Source organism: Methylomonas sp. MgM2, assembly GCF_054172045.1.
In genome coordinates, this window is record NZ_JBSYXO010000022.1 from 25,203 (window position 1) to 46,074 (window position 20,872).

Below are 20,872 nucleotides of genomic sequence, written 5' to 3' on the forward strand. Positions count from 1 at the left end.
GATACGGTTTTATACCAATCGCCACAATTCGTGCGAAGTCGGGCATAGGAATTTGTGTCGTTTATGACAAATAAAGGCTATGCTTATTAAAAAGTTGTTTAAAATCAATATCATATTTTATATTTGATTATTGGTACGGTCTATGCATCTACAGTTTCTGACAAACAAGCGAGGTGACATTCATGGAACTGCCAGTATTAAACGAACAACCAGCAGCAAGCGCAGGCGGCTGCTCTTCCCACTCATGCGGCTCAAGCGACGATCAATTGGGCCATTTGTCCGACGATATTCGAGCTAAGGTGGAGAACCACCCGTGCTATTCCGAAGACGCTCATCACTACTTTGCCCGTATGCACGTGGCTGTGGCACCGGCTTGCAATATCCAGTGCCATTATTGTAATCGAAAATACGACTGCGCCAACGAATCGCGTCCGGGTGTGGTTTCGGAGCTGTTGACTCCCGATCAAGCGGTTAAGAAAACCATGGCCGTCGCGGCCACGATTCCGCAGATGACGGTGTTGGGCATCGCCGGCCCCGGCGACCCATTAGCCAATCCGGAGCGGACATTCGAAACCTTCCGCCGCCTGAGCCAGGATGCGCCCGATATTAAGTTGTGTGTATCGACTAACGGCTTGGCGTTGCCGGAATCCGTCGAAGAATTGTCCAAACATAACATCGATCACGTGACGATTACGATCAACACGCTCGATCCTGAAATCGGCGCCAAGATTTACCCATGGATTTTCTGGGAACACAAACGTATTCATGGTGTGGAAGGCGCGCGCATTCTAATCGAACAGCAGCAAAAAGGCCTGGAGATGCTGGTCGCCAAGGGCATTCTGGTCAAGGTCAATTCCGTTATGATCCCGGGTGTCAACGACAAGCATCTGGTCGAAGTCAGTAAGACCGTAAAGGCCAAAGGCGCATTTCTGCATAACGTGATGCCGCTGATCGCCGAAGCCGAGCACGGCACCTTCTACGGTGTGATGGGACAACGTAGCCCGACTCAGGATGAATTGATGGATCTGCAGGATGCCTGTTCCGGCGACATGAACATGATGCGTCATTGCCGCCAATGCCGTGCCGACGCGGTCGGTCTGTTGGGCGAAGACCGCGGCGACGAGTTTACTTTGGACAAGATCGAGGACATGGAAATCGATTATCAAGCGGCGATGGAAAAACGCAAAGTGATCCATGAGGCCATTGCCGACGAGATGCACAGTAAACGTGCCGCTAAAGAGGAAAAAGCCGCAAAACAAGTCGCTCAGGTCAAGCTGAATACTCGTCCGGTGTTGATGGCCGTGGCGACCAGCGGTCAAGGCGTCATTAACCAACATTTTGGTCATGCCAAAGAGTTCTTGATCTATGAAGCTTCGCCCGATGGCGTGCGTTTCATGAGCCACCGTAAAACCGACTTGTACTGTAGCGGCGACGATACCTGCGGCGACGGCGAAAGCGTGTTGCAGCGCACCATCCGTACCCTGGAAGGCTGCGAAGCGGTGTTGTGTTCGAAAATCGGTTACGAGCCTTGGGACATGCTGGAACAAGCCGGCATCATGCCTAACGGTGAACATGCGATGGAACCGATCGAAGACGCCGTAATGGCTGTGTACAAGGAAATGGCCGAGTCGGGCAAGCTGGAGGAAGCTCGCGGCGCCGAACGCGCTACCGCATAGGTCCGAAAATCGCCGGGTTAGGTTTGTTTTTCAAGCTAACCCGGCGGCTTGGACGACGCCAAATTCACAATACGACAGGACTAATCCTATGGCTTTAAAAATTATTAACACCTGCGTCAATTGTTACGCCTGCGAACCTTTGTGCCCTAGCAAAGCTATTTATAAAGCCGAAGCCTATTTTTTGATCAATCCTAAAAAATGCACGGAATGTGTCGGCGACTTCGACGTGCCGCAATGCGCCAGTATTTGCCCTATCGAAGGTGCGATACTCGATGCGAATGGCACTGCGATCAATCAACCGGGATCGTTGACGGGTATTCCTCCGGAAAAAATGGCGGAAGCGATGGCTGAACTTCAAGCTCACTAAGGCTATGGCCACCATACATTTCTATGAAAAACCGGGATGTTTTAACAACACCCGGCAGAAGCAGCTATTGGTTAAAGCTGGTCATTTATTGGTGGTTTACGATTTATTGCAATTTCCTTGGGCGGCCAACCGTCACTTGTTGCGCTCTTTCTTCGGCGGTCTGCCGGTAGCCGAATGGTTTAACCGCAGCGCGCCGGCCATCAAGAACGGTACGGTCGTCCCGGAATTGCTTAACGAACGTCAAGCAATCGATTTAATGGTTGAAGACCCTATCCTGATACGCCGTCCGCTGATGGAAGTGGACGGTCGCCGCCGGGCCGGATTCGATTCCGAAAGAATAGATGCTTGGTTGGGTTTATCTAACGAAGGTCTAAGCGACGATTTGGAAACCTGCCCGAGACAGCGGAAACAACAAGCGTGCCGGCCATGAATCAAGCGATTTTGGAGAACGGCGACGGCGTTCCCCAAGCGGTCGCGTTATCGGACAGAGTCTATTGGATAGGCGCTTTCGATCCGAATCTCAGAATTTTTGACATTATTCTAAAAACGGCTAACGGTACCAGTTACAACGCTTATCTGGTGCGCGGCAGCGATGGCGTGGCCGTGATCGATACCGTCAAAGAAGGCTTTGCCGAGGATTTCTTCGCACGGTTGGAAAGCGCGGCGGATTATTCCGAGATCAAAGTCATCGTGCTGAACCACTTGGAACCCGACCATACCGGGGCATTGCCGGAACTGATGCGCAGGGCGCCGCAAGCCCAGTTATATATCTCGCAAAAAGCCCAATCAATGCTAAAGGCATTGTTAAAGAAAGACAGCTTGAGTTTTACGCCGGTAATCACCGGCGACACGGTGTCTTTGGGCGACCGGTGCTTGCAGTTCCTACACACGCCTTATCTGCATTGGCCCGATACCCAATGTACCTATACGCCCGAGGAAGGCATTCTTTTTTCCGGCGACGTGTTCGGTTGCCATTTCTGCGACAAGCGCTTGTTCAACGATCAAGTCGGCGATTTCCGTTTTTCGTTCGAATATTACTACGCCCACATCATGCGGCCGTTCAAAGAATACGTGACGCTAGCCCTCGACTTGATCGAGCCTTTGCCGTTGAACTTGATTGCACCGACTCACGGCCCGATCCTGCGCGACAGTCCCGAGCGTTACATTCAGCGCTACCGGCAGCTATCGAGTCCGTCCTTGCACAGCGAAATCAGACCGCATCAAAAAACCCTGCTGATTTTTTACATCAGTTCCTACGGAAATACCCGCCGGATGGCCGAGGCGATCTATCAAGGCGCGGTGCAGATTCCGGACGTGCGCGTTTCGCTGTACGACTTGGAAGGCGGAGAAGTCTCGCCTTTCGTGGACCTGATCGAGGAGGCCGACGGTTTGGTATTCGGCACGCCGACCATCAACGGCGACGCGGTCAAGCCGATCTGGGACCTGTTGTCGTCGCTGACCGTGGTCAATTTAAAGGGCAAGCTCGGCGGGGTATTCGGCTCGTACGGTTGGTCGGGCGAGGGCGTGCGTTTGGTCGAAGACCGGCTGCGCGGCCTGAAGTTTAGGGTTCCGATTCCCGGGCTGCGCGTCAAATTGATCCCGACCGAAGACGAGATCGTCGAATGCAAGGCATTCGGTATGGAATTGGCGCAGGAGTTGACCGGTACGCGCGAAGCCAAGGTACTCAATTTTGCCGATTTGACTTGAATGATGAGAAAAAGCCCGCGTTTGCTCGGCGCGGGGCCGATCTGCGACAACAAATTAACCTGTTTAGCCGCAGGTTGAGCCGAGCCAGGAAGGCCTCGGTCATTGCATTGCCTTACGGCAGTGAAAAATCGGGAGCCCCGTTGGGGTTTCAAAACGGAAATGCGTCGGATTAGGCGGTTTCCGGGATTTTATTTTTTTCATCTTATGGAGTGTTATCAATGGCCAAAGCGACCATTACATTTGAAGACATTAATGTCACAGTTACCGTGCCGGCCGGGACTCGCGTTATCGAGATCTCGGAAAAAGTCGGTTCGGGAATTACCTACGGTTGCCGCGAAGGCGACTGTGGAACTTGTTTGATGAAAGTCACCGATGGCTGGAATCATTTGAGCGAGCCTTCGGTATTGGAAGACAAGATTCTGCGGGAAAACATGGCGGGCAAGCATAACCGTTTGGCCTGCCAGGCCCAGGTGTTGGGCGGCAAAATTACCGTTAAACCCGCATAAATTAGAGAGGTACTTTCGATGGCATTAGTTACATTTACCAGTCCTGAGTATAAGGACAAAACCGTTTATGCGGTAGCTGGTAGCCACACGCAAACCGTTCTGAAGCTGGCGTTGGAAAATAAAATTCCGATTCAATTTGAATGCGAAGACGGCGAATGCGGTACTTGCTTAGTAAAGGTCACCAGTCTGGATAAGAAAAACCAGCGTATGGGAGGCCCCTTAACCGAGAAAGAAAAAACCATCTTGAAACAACTCGGCAAAGTAACCAGCGAAGAGTTGGAAAAGATGATCGTCGACGACTTGCCGTGCGACTGGCGCTTGGCTTGTCAGATGATCGTGCGCGATGAAGATATTCGCGTCGAATATTAATTTGTAGTAGTCCTGTCTCACTGGCCTTGGTGCAGTCTATGCGTAACCGGTGGGACATTTAGTTTGCAGGAGGGTAGCCGTCATGCAGCCGAAGCCTGTTCCGTTGAGCACGCGCCAACAGATTTTCGATGAACTAATCGCTTGTGCCGACAACAGAGAAAATTCCTTCTGGTTGGCCCGGATCATCGCCAGCTGGCAAGTGGGCGAGGGCGTATTGCCCGATCGTTTGGCCTTGAGCGAGCCGCAATTCGAGCATCTATTGGTCGAGCGTTTTTCGTCCTATCGCCTGGAGCCCGATGCGCCATCCGGCAAGACCTTGGATTTCAGCCGCATGCTGGAAAAACAGGATATGGAGCAGCTGTTGCGCCGCTTTGCCAGCAAACAGGACCAGGAAACCGAATGCCTGATTGCCATCATCGTCGCCGCCTGCCTGGGGAGCGACCACTTGTGGCAAGACTTGGGGCTTTGGAACCGCAAGGAATTATCGGCCCTGCTGAATCATAATTTTCCGGAATTGGCCGCGCGCAACAACAAGGACATGAAGTGGAAAAAGTTTTTATATAAACAATTGTGCGAAGAGGAAGGCCTTTATGTCTGCAGAGCGCCTTCTTGCGAAGTGTGCCAGGACTATCAGCAATGTTTCGGGCCGGAAGATTGAAAACGCCGTATCAATCCTCGAATAAATACCTCATCGGCAACATCTCGGAACGGGCGAATCCCTGTTTTTTATAGAAGCGCTGCGCTTCGATGTTACTAGCGTCGGTCAATAAGGTGATTCTCTTGACGCCTTGAGCGCGGCAATAACCGACGGCGTGCGTTAGCAATGCCGAGCCGACGCCCTTGCCGCGGTAAGCCGGCGCGACGACCATGTCTTCCAGCCAGGCCACCCGGCCGCCCAAGGCGGTGGAGATGCTGAACAGCAGATTAATCATGCCTGCCGCGTTGTCGCCCGAGCGGGCCACAAAGATTCTGCCGACAGCCGGATTGGCGATGATTTCCGCCAGACCGCGCCGTTGGTTTTGCGCATTCGGCTCGAATTCGGCTTCCTGTCCGAATAACACGCCGAGCAAGTCGCATAAGGCGGGAATATCGCCTTCGCTCGCCTCGGCAATGCCGAAAACGTCTTGCACGGCCCGTGTTTCCATTACTTGACCGGTTTACCCGCTAAGTCGAAATGCAAAACCACCACTTCTTCGTCGACATCGGTAATTTCGGCCTGTTTCAGTGCGCCGTTATCGTGGTATTCGTAGCAATGCAGCAATTCCAGCTCGCCGTACACCCTTTTCTCGCAGCGCACCAAACGGTCTTGTTCGTCGTAAAAGCCCACGAAAAAGGTATTGCGGTTGGCTCGGTCGCCTTCCTGCAATTCGTTGACTAATTTCAAGGGCAGGTTGACGCCGCTGTAACTGACGAAATAGCGGCATTGATTGCTTGGTGTGGTCATGCTCGGTGATTCGGTTGCGTCAAAATAAACTTACTGATAGCAAGGTTTAAGCCAGCTGCGTAATCGTGCCGAAGCCGCGTGTTTCGCGGTTCGGACGGTTTAATACCGTGTCGCTTGTGCATCCATGGCGATGTCATTGTAGGCTTTGCGACAAAGCGTTGGCCGCGCAAGGCTTAAATCCCATGGCAAGCCGTATGGCGCTGATTTTGCTTGGCTGGGGTTTTCAAATGAATCGATGCGTTTATGAAATTGTTCTTGGATTGGTCGGCCTACGAAAATGCCGGCATGGGCGACGCTTATGCCGACATTCCCAAGCAGGGCGCGGATTACGCCAAAGCGATCGCGGTTTGTATCGGCAGCAAGCAATGCGAACAGGAAGGCAAGGGCGTCATGTGCCCCAGTTACCGGATCAGCCATCAAGCGGCTTTAACGCCGGGCGGCCGGGTCAAATTGTTGAAAGCGGCGCTGAATGCCGAAGACAGCCGGGCATTTTTCAATTCGGAACTGGCCGACGCGATGGACTTGTGTGTGTCCTGCAAAGGCTGCAAGCGCGAATGCGAAAACGGCGTCGACATGGCCTTGATCAAGGCCGAATATCTGACCCAAAGAGCCAAGCATTGGGGCGTGCCGCTCAGGCAAAGGATCTGGGCCGAATTGCCGCGACTGCTGCGTTGGCCGCTGGTTGCGCGCCTGATCCGCTGGCGCAACCGCTTCGCTTGGGCGGCCAAGTTAAGCGACGCGGCATTAGGGGTTAGCGCATTGAGGCCGCTGCCCGAGCCGGCCGCGCAGCCTTTCGATGCCGGTGCCGAAACGAAAGCCGATTCGGGCGCTCAATCCGTGGTGCTGTTCGTCGACACCTTCAATTTCTATTTCAATCCCCAAGCGGCTCAGGCCGCCCGCCGGTTGCTGCAAGCCGCCGGTTATCGCGTCCAAGTTGCAGGTCCTTCGGCCGGCGATCCGTCGAAGCGGCCGCTGTGCTGCGGGCGCACCTATTTTTCCAACGGCCATATCGACCGGGCCAAGGCCGAGGCCAAGCGTATGTTGGCGGCCATGTCGGCGCATATCGAATCGGGCGATCCCATCGTCGGCCTGGAGCCGTCGTGCATCCTCAGTTTGCGCGACGAGTACCTGACGCTGGGCTTGGGCGAGCCGGCCAAAAAGCTGGCCGAGAAAGTGTTGCTGTTGGAAGAGTTTATCGTCAAGGAGCAGACCGCCAAACGTTGGACGCTGCCGTTTCATGCCTTGCCCGAGCAAAAACGCGTGTTGCTGCACGGCCATTGCCATCAAAAAGCCGTCGGCGCAATCAAATCGGTGCGGAAGCTGTTGAAACAGGTTCCGGACTTGGATTTCGAATTGATCGAGTCGTCCTGCTGCGGCATGGCCGGCAACTTCGGCGTCGAATCCGAACATTACCAACATTCCCAAGCCATGGCCGAATTGGCGTTGTTTCCGGCGCTCAGGGCGGAACCCGATGCCGTGATCGTCAGCAACGGCTTTTCTTGCCAGCAACAAATCGATAACGGCGGCTTCGGCAAACCCCTGCATCTCGCCGAAGTGCTATGTTTTGCCACAGGAGTGAATTCATGAAATTGCATATCGAAAAAGACCACCTGGAACCGCTGTTAAGCGAACATCCGCGTCTGCAATTCCTAAAAGACCAGTTGCGTTTCGGCAGCAAAGCCCTGGTGACGTACGACCAACTCACCCAGTCCGAACTGACCAGCCTGGCCGGCATTTACGCCCAGGCCGGCGACGCCTTGCAGCAGCAGGCGGCCTTGATCAATGCCTTGCAAACGGCGCTGCAGGACGACAGTGTCCGTTACGGCGCCGAGCAGTTGGAGATGCTGATGCCGGCCATCGCCGACTACTTGGTGCAAGATGCGATACGCGGCTGGCTGTTTCATGTCGAATCGTCCGGCCGCACCTTCGCCTATTTGATCACCCGGCTGGATTACACACCGCCGGGCGAAGAAGAGGCCGGGCGCATCCTGATCGAATTGAAAGCCAACAGCAAAGGCAAAATCGCCAACGAAACCCTGATCATACGCGCCAAGGACTTGGCCGACAGGACGCTGCCGGAAATTTTCGCCAGCAAAAGCTATCTGAAAGAAACGCCGGAATTGATCGCCAGCTACGACGAATCGGTCAGCCGCTATTTCGATTGGCGCGGGCGCTACGGCGAACAGTTTTCCGGCTGGGGCACCGGCGTTTACGCGGAAGACCCGACCGCCAGCCACCGCAGCAGCGATTGGACCCGCAAGAATACCGTGGTGTTGTCGTCGGGCGGCGGCGCCTGCCGCTTGGTCAACGACGAAAACATCCTGAGCGAACGGGCGTTAAGCTTGGATGCCTCGGGCGACATACTAGGCAAATATTTGCGCAAGGCTGGCAAAAGCATGCGCTACGACAGCAAGGCCGAAGCCGCCGTGGAAGCCTTCAAAGGCGAGATACCGGCGGGACTTTTCATCGAGATGCCGGTGCACGGTTATATCCTGACTTTTCATCTGGAACTGCACCATCACGTTTGGGTGCACGTCGACGACATGCAGCCATATGTGTACCAACCGGAATTGAAGCAAAAATTGATTCTGCCGCCCGAGCAGACCGATTTGATCGATATCCTGACCGCGGAAATGGATATGTTGCTGGACGACATCGTTGCCGGAAAATCCGGCGGCACTACGGTGTTATGCGCGGGGCCGGCGGGCGTCGGCAAGACCTTGACCGCCGAAGTCTATTCGGAAATCATCAAGCGCCCCTTGTACCGGGTGCATTCCGGGCAGCTAGGCCTGAATGTCGCCGAAATGGAAAAGACCTTGAAGGAAACCCTGATCCGGGCGCAGCGCTGGGGCGCGGTGATGCTGATCGACGAGGCCGACGTTTACATCAAAAAGCGCGCGGACAATCTGGCGTCGAACGCGGTGGTCGGCGTGTTCCTCAGGGTATTGGAATATTTCAACGGCCTGCTGTTCATGACCACCAACCGGGTCGACGACATCGACGACGCCATCATTTCCCGCTGCATCGCCCTGGTGCGTTACGACATGCCGGACCACGACGACCGTTGCAAAATCTGGCGGGTCATGACCGAACAATTCTCGCTGCCGATCGCCGAAGGCTTGATCGACGAACTGGCCGCGCTGTTTCCGAACGCCTCCGGCCGCGACATCAAAGGCTTGACCAAGCTGGTCGCCAAATTCTGCCAGCAAAAACAACTGCCGCCGGATTTGGAAGTATTCAAACGTTGTTCGGTGTTCCGAGGCCTGGAACTGTTGGAACAGGCGGCTTAAGCGCATTTCGCCTTCCGGCGCAAAATCGGGCGGCCTTTATAGCTAAGGACGTGATCACGAATAACTTTCCGGAATTCGAATTGTTCGGAATGACGCGATTGTTGCGCCCCTCTTTGATAAAGAGGGGCTGGGAGAGATTTTTAAAATCCCCCTCGATCCCCCCTTTTTTAAAGGGGGAAGTTATTTGTGACGATATCCTAAGTGTAGCAACTGGCAATCAAAAAGCCGTAAACCTACAATCAGCGCAATTTTCGACCGGAATAAAATGCAAATGACGAGCGCTCCAACCGAAATTATTTGCAACTGCCGGTTGAACTTTCAAATGATCTCTAATAGATAATAAGCTGAATCTGCGTTTGTGGAAGTAGGCTGGGTTGAATGATAATGAAACCCAGGTTCGAAGCTGATATGTTTTGTCACCCAGCGGTTGTTTTGTTTAATGCAAAGAAACTCGTTTATTTCAAAGTATCTGGTGGGTTTCGCGTTGCTCGACCCAGCCTACCACACTACCGACCCAAACAAATGACAGCCTAGTCAATTTGCTAAGGTTTTTGGCGGCATGTCATACGGCAAATGCCTGATACCATTGGGGAAATGACGTAATGCGCAATTGGTTTAACTTTCAGCTTGGGAATGTTCAAATGAAAATGAGTCTGTCGGCAAATGGTTTCAATTTAACAATACGGCCAAATGACCGTTGGTTGTTGTGCCTTACGGTCTTGGAATCCTGTGAAACACGGTCAAGTTAAAAGAGTAATCGATTTACCCAGAGGGCATAAAGGCCTTATTCGGGTTTTCACCGTTATGTAAAACAAGGTATTTATGAAACCAATTGGGGAAATGATGAAAGACCGGATATTAACGGAATTGAGTAACTCGACAGATGCGCCTCCTTACGTCGGTACATCCTATCGGCGCACCTTATCGCGTTACGAGGGCTAAGCGGGTTAACCGGAGAGGCAGATGACTTTAATAAACGGATAGTCCCGTATAGTAACCAAGCAGGAGATAACATCTATGTCATTTGTAATTGAGAAAATTCCCCAAGAAGAACTGGCCAGACCTGATGCAGACCAGATTGGCTTTAACCTGCAACTTTCGACACGCTGGGCTGTTGATCGAAACCGGGATGCCTTCATTATTCTTACAAAAAAGGAAGGAGGGCCATATGAAGGAACGCAAGTAACTGACTATTACACATTAAGCTGGAAAAACGAGTTCATTCATATTGCGGCTGACCCGTTGCCGAAAACTTTTACGGGGCAAGGCGCTGTGATGTCATGGCGTGTGCATAAGTTAACTTTACCAAAAGTTTTGCAAAGCCAAAAAGACGAGGTTCTGCAATTGATTAGGGATGCCTTTGGTGCAATAGGTGAGTTTTTCAATGGCAAACGATTTATATCTGTTGATGTTGAATTCTTGGGAATTTAATTATGACCGCTACCGTACAATCCGTAATCGATTTCTTGACTGAACGCGAAAGCAGCAGGGCCGTAGGGCGGATAAGTGAAACGCCATCCGCCAAATTGGTTAAACTTCTGTCATGTCAAATTATCGACGTAATCGTGTTCCTGGCGGAACGTATTTCTTCACCGTCAACTTGCTTGAACGGAAATTGGCGTTGTTAGTCGAGCAAATTGACGACTTGCGGGAAGCGGTACGTGTTGTTCGGGGAACACAACCATTTCATATTGATGCTTGGGTGGTTTTGCCGGATCACATGCATGCGATCTGGACATTACCTCCGGGCGATGACCGATATTCGGATCGATGGCGCGCAATCAAAAAGGCGTTTGCTAAATCGGTTCCGAAAACCGAGTATCGCTCCGAAATCAGGATAAAGCGGCATGAACGTGGAATATGGCAAAGGCGGTTTTGGGAGCATACGATTATGGACGAAAAAGATTATGCCATGCACATGGATTATATTCATTACAATCCGGTAAAACATGGCTGGTCCCGCACCGTTAAGGAATGGCCGTATTCCAGTTTTCATCGTATGGTCAAGAAGGGTATTTATCCATCGAATTGGGCTGGTTTGGATTCAGTATTCTTTGAAGCGGGCGAAAGGCAGAATTGATGGCTTTTACGCGGCGGATGGCGCTTTGCTTATCCGCCCTACGGCCCTGATCGCTGATTTGGGGCGTTACGATTGCAGGCCAACACCTAGGGATAGGTTTGGCCGAGCTCCTCGATTCCGAAAGCCTGAAGCAAAATTTGCCGTTCCTCCTGGTTCAGGTCCAGTAATACGCTGTGGTCCCGAGCGCCGGTTTTCAGAAAGTCGATGCCGGTGCGCATAATGCGCAAGGGTAACTTGAGGGCTTCACGGCCGGCGCCGGCAGCCTCCCAAGCCGAATACCAATGTTCCAGATTGTCGGGGCTCGGTGTTTCGTCGGGATTGCGCAGGATAGCGCCGAGATGGCGTATGAGTGCCTCGCCCAGGTAATTCGATGCCTTATGTTGCTCGAAGACTCGCGCCAATTCGGCGATGCGTTGTTTGCGGGTCGCTGTCGATAAGCTGCCGGAAAAAGTAAAACCGACAATGGCGGAAAATAGTGCTTCGTCCGGTTGGATGTCCGGTGTCAATATGGATAAGCCGTCCGCGAGTGTCGTAATTCCTTTCGACCACTGTCCGGATTTGAAATTCGTCAATGCCAAACCGAGTCGCACATCGACTGATAACTTATTCGTTAGATTCGGGAGAGATAAAATGGCATTGAAATCGCGTATGGCTTCTCCAAACTTATCTGTTAGTTGATAGATTAGGCCCCTGCCATATAAACCTTGCGCCCTTATTTCCGGTGATTGTTTGGGAATTTCTATTCCCGTTGTAAAAGCAGTAATCGCTCCAGCTAAATTGCTTAATAGAGTTAAAGTATTGCCTCGGTTGTAGTGCGCAGTGGCAATCAGATCCGGCGAAACGCCTTGCAACTCGGCAGCGCTTTCAAAATCCTTTAATGCAGCTTCAATTTCTCGATTTTCGCGTATTTGTAGTCTTATCCATCCTCGTCGAATCAGCGCTATTGCAGTTTGTTCCGGTGCCACATTGCCTGATTCGATTACCAAACTGTAGTCGTTGAGCGCCTTTTCAGTCATGCCCAAGTCTTCGTAAACCAAACCTCGACGATTAACAATAGCCAGAAGCAGCTCACAGGGTGTTTTTGAAAATGTGAGCATGCTATTTACTGCTAGAACGCCCGCTAAAATTCGGCCTAACTCAAAATTACCCACGGCGATAAACGCATATGCCGTTTCGACGACCGGTTGAGGGTATTTCTCGGCTTCCCGGCATATCTCTTCCAGGTAGTTTATCGCTAGTTTATGATTTCCCTTGGCCAACTCCCCTATGGCAAGCGCCAACTCTTCGGATTGCTGCGCGGTGTCCTCGATAAAAGACATCCAAGCCTTCCGTTGTTCATCACTCAACTCAATCCGAAAATCATCGACCAACAACTGAGCCCGCAAATTGCCTAAAACGGAGTTTCTATCGATGGCTGCCTGCAAATAGTCGCGGGCCAAACTGTCTTCGGTGCAAGCCGACAAGCGTTCGTCGAGTTGAACGCCGTCGTACCAAACCCGTAAAAAATCCACCAGCAGGCGCAAGGGGCCGGGGGCTTGGTTTTCCTTGATTTCCACGCAGATGCGCATCAGCGGTTCGGCGATTTCGTACAGCGATTCACGCCCGCGCTGGGCCGATTGCACATAGCCTTTTTCGCGCAAATCCTTGAGTTGACTGGAGACGGTTTGTTGGCTGGCGAACAGGTGGCGGGCCATGTCCTTGACCGGCGTCGGCCGTTCCCTGCCGCATAAGAATTCGACGATTTTGCGTTGTTGCGGCGGCAACCAACGGATGCGTTCCTGATAATACGGCGTCATTTCATCCACCATTTTGGCGAAGGGTTCGACCAGGGCATCGATGTTGTCGCCGGTGATGAATTGCGATAGCACCAGATAAACCCGGTGGTTGCCGCCAGACAGATGATGCAGGGCGCGCACCCGCGAACGCCCGGTTGGGCCGCGTAAAAAGGCGGCGGCTTTATCCTGGCGGTTCAGCGCCGCGATTTTGCTCAGTAGCTCCGCGGCTTCTTCCACCGATAAGTTGGCCAGCATTTCGGTCTGAAAGAAACCGAAAAAGGTACTGTTGCGTTTGGCAATGTCGTCGACCAAACGCTGCGCGGTGGCGACGATGGCCATAACCGGATGTTCTTGAATGAATGCTCGCAGTTTTTGTTGGCCGGCTTTTCCCAGGCCTTCGAATAAGGCATCCAGGTTTTCCAGTGCTACTAACAAGGTTTTGCCGGCCAGTTTTTCCAGCAACAAGGCGGCCAGCCAGCGTTCGGCGGCCTCTGCATTCAAGTCGTAAATCGGTTCCAGGTCGTCGGCTTGATAGTCGCTGGGGTAGCGCTTGCTCAGCGCTAGATAGATGCGCCGCAATAGTTCGAGCAGGGTGGTGCAGGTTTCGTCTTCGTTCAGCCAGGCGATCTGTAGCGATTGCCGCACGCTGTCGTCTGAACCGATGCGGTGAACCAACAGCGTCAGCAAATGGCTTTTGCCGGTGCCGCGCGGACCGACGAACAATAGATGGTGTTTATGGCCGCTGCCGGCGCTTTCCCGCACCCGTTCCACCGCATCGGCCAACAGTGCGTGGCGTTGCACGAAGATGGCTTCCAAATCTTCCGGCGCGGTCCTGCTAGGCGTGAACACCGACAAAAAGGCTTTTTCGCTCATAACGGGCTCCTATAGTCCGCGCGACAGGCGCCACCAGCGCTTCAACAAGGGGAAACGAAACCGATAGCGGCCTTGTTCGTCCTTGGCGAGGTAGTGGTCTTGCTCGACCGCTTTCACGAGTTTCAGCAAGCCTTCCCTATTCACAGCCAAGCCCTGGCTTTTCAATTCGTGGAGCATGGTGTCGACCGCCGTCGCATCGTCGCCGGCGGCGATGCTATCCAACAGCGCCAAAACAATGGTTTCGGCACCGGCGCCGTAATAGGTCGAGATTCTGTCGCGATAATGCGCTAGTTCCCAAGGGTCGTTACCGTCCAACAATTGCTTGGTGACCTGTTTGCCGATCGCGTCGGCGCTGGCTTCTTGTCCTGATAACTTGACGGCCTTGACGATATGGTGGATGTAAAACGGAAAGCCGTCGGCGAGCGCGGCAACGGTTTGGGCGGATAATGCCGGGTCGGTAGTCGCGATGTTTTCGCCCGCGATCAATTTGGCCGCCAATTCTTGCGCGAAATGCGGTTCCAAAACCGGTAATTCGAAAGGGTATAAATCGTTCAGTGGCGAATTGGCGTAGCCTTGCTGTTTCAAACTGTCTATGACGTGGTGAAAACCGATCGATCCGGTCAAAATCATGCGTAAGCCGCGGCTACCCAATTCCTGGCGTAGGGCTCTTAAAGTATCCAATATCTCCATTGCCGTCGCTTGGCTTTCGCGGGCAGCGATGCTTTGCAGCATCAACGGCACCTCGTCCCAAAGCAACAAAGGGCGTTCGTCTTTCCGGTGTTGGCATTCGACCAGATCTTCGATCGATTTGGTCAGCAGGGCTTTCCATGCGGCTTGGTCGTTCACAACGGGGAGCTTGATCACGCCCTTGATTTCCGTGCCGCCGACGGATTTCAGGAAATCCTTGGCACGGCGTGCGATTTGCTCACGTGCCGACAGATAGCTATCTACTTCCCGGTAAACGGCTTGCGCGAAATCCATCGCGGTATGGTATTGCTCCAAATCCTGGAAAATCGGCACCCAGCCGGCTTTTGGCGCGCCGCAAAGTTTTTTGATTACGGTCGTTTTGCCGATACGGCGTTCGGCGTTGATACGTATCGATTGCTGCTCCAGGGTTGTCCAAAGCTGCTCGATTACCTGATCGCGCCCTATGATTTCGTTTAAATCGATCTGGCCGCCTGGATTAGCTTTCATGATTACCTCGCAGATAAATCATTTAGTACGTTAAAATCAACGTGCGTTAATATTAACGTATTTATGAGTCAAAAGGAAAGCTGAGCTGAAACGGGGCTGGCCTCGCAGTCAAGCAAGGTGTTTGCCGGCTTGTTTGGCACCCGTTGCCTAAAGCGTTGATGCGTATTCGTTCATGTACTGTCTGTTTTGCGTCAAGACCGGAAAATGTTCGTTGCAGCATGGCTCCAGGCAGGAGCGCTGTTTGCGCAAGCCGGCACGCTATCGTGCTAAATCTTGGCCCAAGCCGGCAGTCGATGCCCGGGCAACAAACAAATTGGTTAGCTGTTATTGAATTGTATGAAATGCTACATTTTTCAATAGTTTTTGTATGGAATATGGCCGTCGTGGGCTGGGTTATAGCCGCTAAGTTAAAGATATGACAAGTTTATTGAAGAATTGGTCGTCATTTTGCTAACGCTATGTCGGATTATTCCAATCTTGTTTAGACTGACCACGGAGATAAGTATGTCCATTAAAGTAATCAAAGACTTTTCCGAGAAAGCCAAAGTCGATCCCGACTTGAAAGAAAAATTAAAAGCCTGCGTCAAAATCCGGGAGTTGATATCTTTGGGTAAGGAAGCCGGCTTTGATATCGACGAAGTATTGCTGTACCCGCCTAACGAACCGCAGTTTACCGAAGATCAATTGTCGGAAAAACTGGTCAAGGCTTTGCTAAGAGCCTAATTTTCTGCGGAAAAGGCTTTTCAAACGCAGTGTTTGAGAAGCCTCATTTCACAAATCATAGCTAACGCAGAGATCTTCTTCTCGCCGCCTCCGACTCGGCAGGCGGCTTCAAACGTATTCGTGCAAGTATCGCTTTAACCGATTCCACGCGGACCGTTTTCCCGGACTTTCCGATTTCACAAAGTTGCGATGAAATTGGTGCTAAATTTATCGCAATCTTCTTTCCGGCATTTGTAAATTTACATGGGCTTTTCGGATGTGTCTCGCGCGTTAGCGCAACCGGTACGCTACCGGGTGTTGGCGCGCTATCTGGGCAAAATCGGCTTGGTGGTCATCATATTACGTTGCGCATCGGTTCTGGTGTCGGCGTTGGACGCCGACTGGGCGTTTATGACGACGCAACTGGTCTCCTTGCTGTTCTTAAGCGCGATTTGCCTGCCGATCTCGCGCATTCGGGCGCCGGAAGATATACGCACCAACGAAGTCATGGTCATTTCGGCGCTGTCTTTTTTTCTGTCGGCGCTGTCGGGCGGATTGCCTTTTGTCAGCGAAGGCATGACTCATCTCGATGGATTTTTCGAAGCGGTTTCGGCCGTCACCACGACCGGCTTGAGTACCATCAGCCGGATGCAGCAGCATTCCAAAGGCTTTTTGTTTTCGCGGGCCTGGATGCAATGGTATGGCGGCTTGGGCATCGTGGCATTTTCGATCGCGTTCTTGTTCATGGATAAAGGCATTGCCACCCGCCGCCTGGTCATGGGTGATATCAGCGATAGCCGGGATTTATTGGGCAATGCCCGTTCTCATTCGATCAAGTTGCTGATGACTTATAGCGCGTTGACCGCTTTTGCGATTATCCTGCTGTTGGCGGCCGGGATTTCGCCGTTCAGTGCCGTGACCCATGCGCTGAGCGGGGTATCGACCGGCGGCTTTTCGATCTACGACGCCAGTTTGGCCGAGATGGATGACTGGTACGCGCAGTTTTTGACGGTTTTCACCGGGGTGGTCGGTGCGGTCTCCCTGCCGTTCTATTACCGCTTTTATAAGAACGGCGTAAGCGAATTGTCCTTCAATCTGGAAATCCGCGCCTTGCTGGCGCTATCGCTCCTGGTCATCGCCTTGTTATATTTTTGCTGCGATGCGCCCGAGCCGTCTCTCCGATTACAAAACGCCGTTGTGATGGGCTTATCGGCCCAGACCACGACCGGGTTCGCCAACGTCGACGTGTCCGGCATGGATGATGCCGCCAAATTGAGCCTGATATTCTCGATGCTGATCGGCGGTTCCGTCGGTTCTACCGCAGGCGGTGTCAAAATCCTGCGCATCTTGATCGTGTTGCGTTTGTTGCAGTTTTTCATTCAGCGCTCGGCTTTGCCGCCTCATGCCGTCCTGGAGAGGCAATTGCGCGGCGACAAGCTGGAATCCGACGAAATCGAAAAAGTCCTGTTGCTGATGTTGATATTCGCCGGCACCGTGCTGTTTTCGTGGTTACCTTTTTTGCTGATGGGTTATGCGCCGTTGGATGCCTTGTTCGAAGTGGTATCCGCCTGTTCCACGACCGGCTTGTCGGCGGGCATCACTCGCGTAGAGCTGGAGCCTTTGCTGAAACTGGTCTTAATCGTCGACATGCTGTTGGGTAGGGTGGAATTTATGGCATTCTTGGTGTTCTTATATCCGCGAACTTGGTTTAAGTTGGGGAGTAAAACGTGAAGATCGTATTCATCGGCGCTTCGTCGCTGGCGGTCGCAACCGCCGAACGCTTATTGCGGGTAGGGCATGAGGTCGTCATCATCGAAAACGATAAAGCCGTGATCGACGAGTTGATGGGACAAATCGATTGCGTGTTTATACACGGCAATGGCAGTAAACCGGCCATTTTGAAGGAGACCGATCCCGATTCCATCGACGTGTTGTTCTGCCTGACCAAAAGCGACGAAGCCAATATCATCGCCAGCTTGGTGGCGCGTTCCTTGGGCGTCAAGCGCGTGATTACCCGCATCGAAGATCCGGAGTTCGAGCACATCTGCGTCGAACTCGGTTTGAACGATACCATCGTGCCGACTTTGACCAACGCGCGTTATCTGGTCAATATCGCCGCCGGCCGCAATATCTTGGAGATGTCGGCAATCTTCCGCGGCAATGTCAGGTTGTTCAGTTTCATCGCCGATGAAGCCGATGAGGGCTTGGTAAGCGATTTGGCCTTACCCAAACAAACGCGGGCGATATTTTGCTACCGGGATAACCGCTTCCTGCCGCTCGATAGCGACGGCAAGCTGGAAAAAGGCGACGAAGTAGTACTGGTGACGACGTCGGACGAATTCGAAAAATTGCACGCGAAATGGGCCAGCGGCAAGGTGAAGTAGCGAAACCTCAAACCGAATCCGTCAGATGCGCATAAGCCGGCAGAGTCTGCAGCCGATTGTCGTCGAGCGGCTCGCCGAGCGTAAAGTGGTACAAGCTTTGCCAAGCGTCGTCCTTCAAACCCAACACTTCGTGTACCGAGTCGTCGAAAAAGCAGCCGATGCCGGTACCCCTGACGCCGGCCGCTTCGGCTTCCAGATATAGAATCTGGCCTAGCAGGCCGCATTCCCAAAACAAGCGGCGATAACGCCAGGGTTCGGCCGTGATGTTGGCATTGAATCGCGCCAACATGCCCAGACTAAACGCGCTATCGCTGGCAATCGGCTGGTGACAGGACAGGGTCTTGGCCGCTTGCCGCACATTGCCCGCGACCAATCGATAAAACTCGAACGGCGCGTCGACCTTGTGCCAGGCAAAGTCGGCGGAAAATGCTTGCTTGAGTTCGCTTACGTCTTGCGGGTCGCGCGGCAGTAGGTAAAAGCCGGGTTCCAAATCGGTCACTCGATGTACGAACACGGCCATATGCACCTGCGGTGTCCAATTCCAACTCGTGAAAGGCGGCTTGGCATTCGGAAGCGCCGCCATTAATATCCGGTGGAAATCGGATAAAGCCAGCGGGTCGGCTTTGCCGTTGAAATGTTGGGCGCTGCGGCGCCGGCGTATCAAACGGCTGGCCGGCATATCGTGGCTCGGTTTGGGCAATTCGAGAGTCGGCGCCGGCCAGCGCTCGACCGCTGTCGCCGGTTTGCGGGTTTGCTCGGAAACCTCGTCGATCACCGGCCAGCGATAAAAATGCCGCCCGCTCAGGGCTTGAGCTTTTCCCAGCCAATGGCCGGGTTGTAGGGCTTGCAACATCGCTCCGGCATCGAATGCGCCGTTCGTGGCTCGTTCGACATGTAAGCGACAAAATAAATCGGGTGCTTCGTGCTCGTGTTCGACGAAGTCGGCGCTTCTGTCCAAGCCTAAAAGCCGCGCGATGTCCGCATCGCCGGTTTCGCTCAGCAATTCGACACTCCAGCCCAGGCAAGCGGCCGCGTAGCTGAGCGCGGCGAGGGCGTGCCCGATGTCGTGTTGGCAATAACGGAACGCACGTTCCCCGTATTTCCAGGCTTCGCGCCAGTGAATGGAGGACAGGCCGATGAACAAATCGGGAGAACTCGGATTGCCCTCGAATCGGCAACGCCGAGCCAATGCGTGATCGTGACTATTATAATGGTAGACGCCGCGGTCTAATGGCGAGCTATCCGCGCACAACAAATAGACTTCGGTCGGATGCAAATTGCCGCTGGAGGGATTGCAACGCAAGGCCCAGCGGTCCGGTCCGAATTGCTTCCAGGCCGATAAGCCGAAGGAAAGCTCCAGCAACAGCCCGAGATTGGCGAGTGTCGAAGGCTGCGGCTCGATTTGCAGGGGGTGGTCCAGCTCGGAAAAAAGCAAGTCGAGATCGGCGCCGGGCTTAGGCAATTTAATCGATTCGCAATCGGAAAAGCGCCGGAACGGGTTGGGCTGGTCGTCCCAATCCAGCGTCGCCGGGCCTTTGGCGTAAGCGTTCAACTGGTGTTTGGTGCGCTGATGATAGCGTAGAATGGCGTCTGTTCGGTTGTCCATCGCGTTCTCGTTAGGCGGCGCGATCGCGAGCCGAGTCGTCGCCGGTTTCGGATATATAAAGCTTGGAAGGCTGGATCAGGATACCAACTCTCTGATCATTAAATCTTCACTCCAACAGCCGATCGGACGGCCGAGGTTCATTTCGGTATCTTCGAAGCGCACCAAAAATACGCTGCGGTTTGGATTTTCCTCGACATAGCCTTTCATGACGATCACGCCGCGGGTGCCTTCTTCGGCTAAGACTTCACCTTCTTGGCTGTCGGGCATGCTGCCATCGTCTACGATGGTATGTGCGGCGTAAACCACATCGCCCAAATCCAGTTCTTCTACATTCATAGCTTGCTCCTAAAAACGGTTTGTCGCAAATCCGACAAAAACAACGGGATTGTTGTTAAGCAATTTGCGGAATTAGTATGGCCTGCCGCTTTGATCCAAGTAAATTCAGTGGCTTAGTCAACCTCCTCTCGTATGGCATGCAGGTTGCTTTAAGTGTTTACAAGATCAATGCCAACCCGTTCAGGAGAGTGAAAAATGATTACCTTAACCGATAGCGCCATTCAAGCCGTAGGGCGTTTTATTTCCAATTCCGATAAACCGACCGGAGGATTACGGATCGAAGTGACCGACGGCGGTTGTTCCGGTTTGTCTTACGGATTGCGCCTGGAAGAAAAACAAGGCCAGGACGACACCGTGATCGATTGCGGCGACGTCAAAGTATTTGTTGATCCGGTCAGTATGCCGAAATTGGATGGTATGTCCATCGACTTTGTCGATAGCCTGGAGGGATCGGGCTTCAAATTCACTAATCCCAATGCCGTAAAAAGTTGTGCTTGCGGCTCGTCGTTTACAACCGGCGATAGCGACGGCACGCCGAAAACCTGTTCTTAAGATATCGAGGT

General features: G+C 53.0%; 21 protein-coding genes. 15 read left to right on the forward strand and 6 right to left on the reverse strand.

The window, feature by feature from the left end:
* The first annotated feature begins 182 nt into the window (after nucleotides 1-182).
* The 7 genes from nifB to ACW73I_RS15820 all read left to right on the forward strand — a co-directional run bounded on the left by nifB (nucleotide 183) and on the right by ACW73I_RS15820 (nucleotide 5,283).
* On the forward strand, nucleotides 183-1,676 hold the full coding sequence (nifB, locus tag ACW73I_RS15790) for a nitrogenase cofactor biosynthesis protein NifB (RefSeq protein ID WP_458030383.1): 1,494 nt from the start codon (nucleotides 183-185) through the stop codon (nucleotides 1,674-1,676).
* 88 nt (nucleotides 1,677-1,764) lie between these two features.
* The gene (locus ACW73I_RS15795) at nucleotides 1,765-2,043 is read left to right on the forward strand and encodes a ferredoxin (RefSeq protein WP_458030384.1); all 279 of its coding nucleotides are present in this window, start codon (nucleotides 1,765-1,767) and stop codon (nucleotides 2,041-2,043) included.
* Between the two features lie 4 nt (nucleotides 2,044-2,047).
* Nucleotides 2,048-2,473 (forward strand): ArsC/Spx/MgsR family protein, encoded by a 426-nt coding sequence (locus ACW73I_RS15800; protein ID WP_458030385.1) that lies wholly within the window; start codon nucleotides 2,048-2,050, stop codon nucleotides 2,471-2,473.
* Nucleotides 2,470-3,750, forward strand: a complete 1,281-nt coding sequence (locus ACW73I_RS15805; protein ID WP_458030386.1) for an FprA family A-type flavoprotein — start codon at nucleotides 2,470-2,472, stop codon at nucleotides 3,748-3,750. The genes ACW73I_RS15800 and ACW73I_RS15805 overlap by 4 nt, the downstream gene beginning before the upstream one ends.
* Before the next feature lie 218 nt (nucleotides 3,751-3,968).
* Nucleotides 3,969-4,256 carry a 2Fe-2S iron-sulfur cluster-binding protein gene (locus ACW73I_RS15810; protein ID WP_458030387.1) on the forward strand — a complete coding sequence of 96 codons (288 nt, stop codon included), beginning with the start codon at nucleotides 3,969-3,971 and terminating at the stop codon, nucleotides 4,254-4,256.
* Between the two features lie 18 nt (nucleotides 4,257-4,274).
* Complete coding sequence (locus tag ACW73I_RS15815) at nucleotides 4,275-4,625, forward strand: 2Fe-2S iron-sulfur cluster-binding protein (protein WP_458030388.1); 351 nt, start codon at nucleotides 4,275-4,277, stop codon at nucleotides 4,623-4,625.
* An 82-nt stretch (nucleotides 4,626-4,707) separates the two neighbouring features.
* The gene (locus tag ACW73I_RS15820; protein WP_458030389.1) at nucleotides 4,708-5,283 is read left to right on the forward strand and encodes a nitrogen fixation protein NifQ; all 576 of its coding nucleotides are present in this window, start codon (nucleotides 4,708-4,710) and stop codon (nucleotides 5,281-5,283) included.
* 10 nt (nucleotides 5,284-5,293) lie between these two features.
* Here the strand turns inward: ACW73I_RS15820 and ACW73I_RS15825 are convergent, their stop codons facing one another.
* A complete protein-coding gene (locus tag ACW73I_RS15825; RefSeq protein WP_458030390.1) occupies nucleotides 5,294-5,755 on the reverse strand; it encodes a GNAT family N-acetyltransferase in 462 nt (153 codons plus the stop codon).
* Between the two features lie 14 nt (nucleotides 5,756-5,769).
* Nucleotides 5,770-6,069 (reverse strand): DUF6156 family protein, encoded by a 300-nt coding sequence (locus tag ACW73I_RS15830; protein WP_458030391.1) that lies wholly within the window; start codon nucleotides 6,067-6,069, stop codon nucleotides 5,770-5,772.
* A gap of 243 nt (nucleotides 6,070-6,312) precedes the next feature.
* On the opposite strand from ACW73I_RS15830, the gene ACW73I_RS15835 reads away from it, so the two are divergent.
* The 4 genes from ACW73I_RS15835 (at nucleotide 6,313) to ACW73I_RS15850 (ending at nucleotide 11,439) form a co-directional block, all read left to right on the forward strand.
* Nucleotides 6,313-7,656, forward strand: coding sequence for a (Fe-S)-binding protein (locus ACW73I_RS15835; RefSeq protein WP_458030392.1), 1,344 nt, complete (start codon nucleotides 6,313-6,315; stop codon nucleotides 7,654-7,656).
* Nucleotides 7,653-9,359, forward strand: coding sequence for an AAA family ATPase (locus tag ACW73I_RS15840; protein ID WP_458030393.1), 1,707 nt, complete (start codon nucleotides 7,653-7,655; stop codon nucleotides 9,357-9,359). The genes ACW73I_RS15835 and ACW73I_RS15840 overlap by 4 nt, the downstream gene beginning before the upstream one ends.
* A 1,017-nt stretch (nucleotides 9,360-10,376) precedes the next feature.
* Entirely contained in the window at nucleotides 10,377-10,790 is a 414-nt protein-coding gene (locus tag ACW73I_RS15845; RefSeq protein ID WP_458030394.1) for a hypothetical protein, read from the forward strand.
* Nucleotides 10,791-10,902: 112 nt separating this feature from the next.
* The gene (locus tag ACW73I_RS15850) at nucleotides 10,903-11,439 is read left to right on the forward strand and encodes an REP-associated tyrosine transposase (protein ID WP_458030395.1); all 537 of its coding nucleotides are present in this window, start codon (nucleotides 10,903-10,905) and stop codon (nucleotides 11,437-11,439) included.
* Between the two features lie 86 nt (nucleotides 11,440-11,525).
* Here the strand turns inward: ACW73I_RS15850 and ACW73I_RS15855 are convergent, their stop codons facing one another.
* Nucleotides 11,526-14,087: an ArsR family transcriptional regulator gene (locus ACW73I_RS15855; RefSeq protein ID WP_458030396.1), complete on the reverse strand. Its 2,562-nt coding sequence runs from the start codon at nucleotides 14,085-14,087 to the stop codon at nucleotides 11,526-11,528.
* A 9-nt stretch (nucleotides 14,088-14,096) separates the two neighbouring features.
* A complete protein-coding gene (locus ACW73I_RS15860; protein WP_458030397.1) occupies nucleotides 14,097-15,281 on the reverse strand; it encodes a hypothetical protein in 1,185 nt (394 codons plus the stop codon).
* 504 nt (nucleotides 15,282-15,785) lie between these two features.
* On the opposite strand from ACW73I_RS15860, the gene ACW73I_RS15865 reads away from it, so the two are divergent.
* The 3 genes from ACW73I_RS15865 to ACW73I_RS15875 all read left to right on the forward strand — a co-directional run bounded on the left by ACW73I_RS15865 (nucleotide 15,786) and on the right by ACW73I_RS15875 (nucleotide 18,367).
* The gene (locus ACW73I_RS15865) at nucleotides 15,786-16,004 is read left to right on the forward strand and encodes a Nif11-like leader peptide family natural product precursor (protein ID WP_458030398.1); all 219 of its coding nucleotides are present in this window, start codon (nucleotides 15,786-15,788) and stop codon (nucleotides 16,002-16,004) included.
* Nucleotides 16,005-16,247: 243 nt separating this feature from the next.
* Nucleotides 16,248-17,714 (forward strand): TrkH family potassium uptake protein, encoded by a 1,467-nt coding sequence (locus ACW73I_RS15870; protein WP_458030399.1) that lies wholly within the window; start codon nucleotides 16,248-16,250, stop codon nucleotides 17,712-17,714.
* The gene (locus ACW73I_RS15875) at nucleotides 17,711-18,367 is read left to right on the forward strand and encodes a potassium channel family protein (protein ID WP_458030400.1); all 657 of its coding nucleotides are present in this window, start codon (nucleotides 17,711-17,713) and stop codon (nucleotides 18,365-18,367) included. Before ACW73I_RS15870 ends, ACW73I_RS15875 begins: the two co-directional genes overlap by 4 nt.
* Nucleotides 18,368-18,374: 7 nt before the next feature.
* Here ACW73I_RS15875 and ACW73I_RS15880 read toward each other — a convergent pair whose 3' ends face one another.
* Together ACW73I_RS15880 and ACW73I_RS15885 are read right to left on the reverse strand one after the other, a co-directional pair.
* The gene (locus tag ACW73I_RS15880) at nucleotides 18,375-19,973 is read right to left on the reverse strand and encodes a SagB/ThcOx family dehydrogenase (protein WP_458030401.1); all 1,599 of its coding nucleotides are present in this window, start codon (nucleotides 19,971-19,973) and stop codon (nucleotides 18,375-18,377) included.
* Nucleotides 19,974-20,048: 75 nt separating this feature from the next.
* Complete coding sequence (locus ACW73I_RS15885; RefSeq protein WP_458030402.1) at nucleotides 20,049-20,309, reverse strand: nitrogen fixation protein NifZ; 261 nt, start codon at nucleotides 20,307-20,309, stop codon at nucleotides 20,049-20,051.
* A gap of 195 nt (nucleotides 20,310-20,504) precedes the next feature.
* On the opposite strand from ACW73I_RS15885, the gene ACW73I_RS15890 reads away from it, so the two are divergent.
* A complete protein-coding gene (locus ACW73I_RS15890) occupies nucleotides 20,505-20,861 on the forward strand; it encodes a HesB/IscA family protein (protein ID WP_458030403.1) in 357 nt (118 codons plus the stop codon).
* The last annotated feature ends 11 nt before the right edge of the window (nucleotides 20,862-20,872 follow it).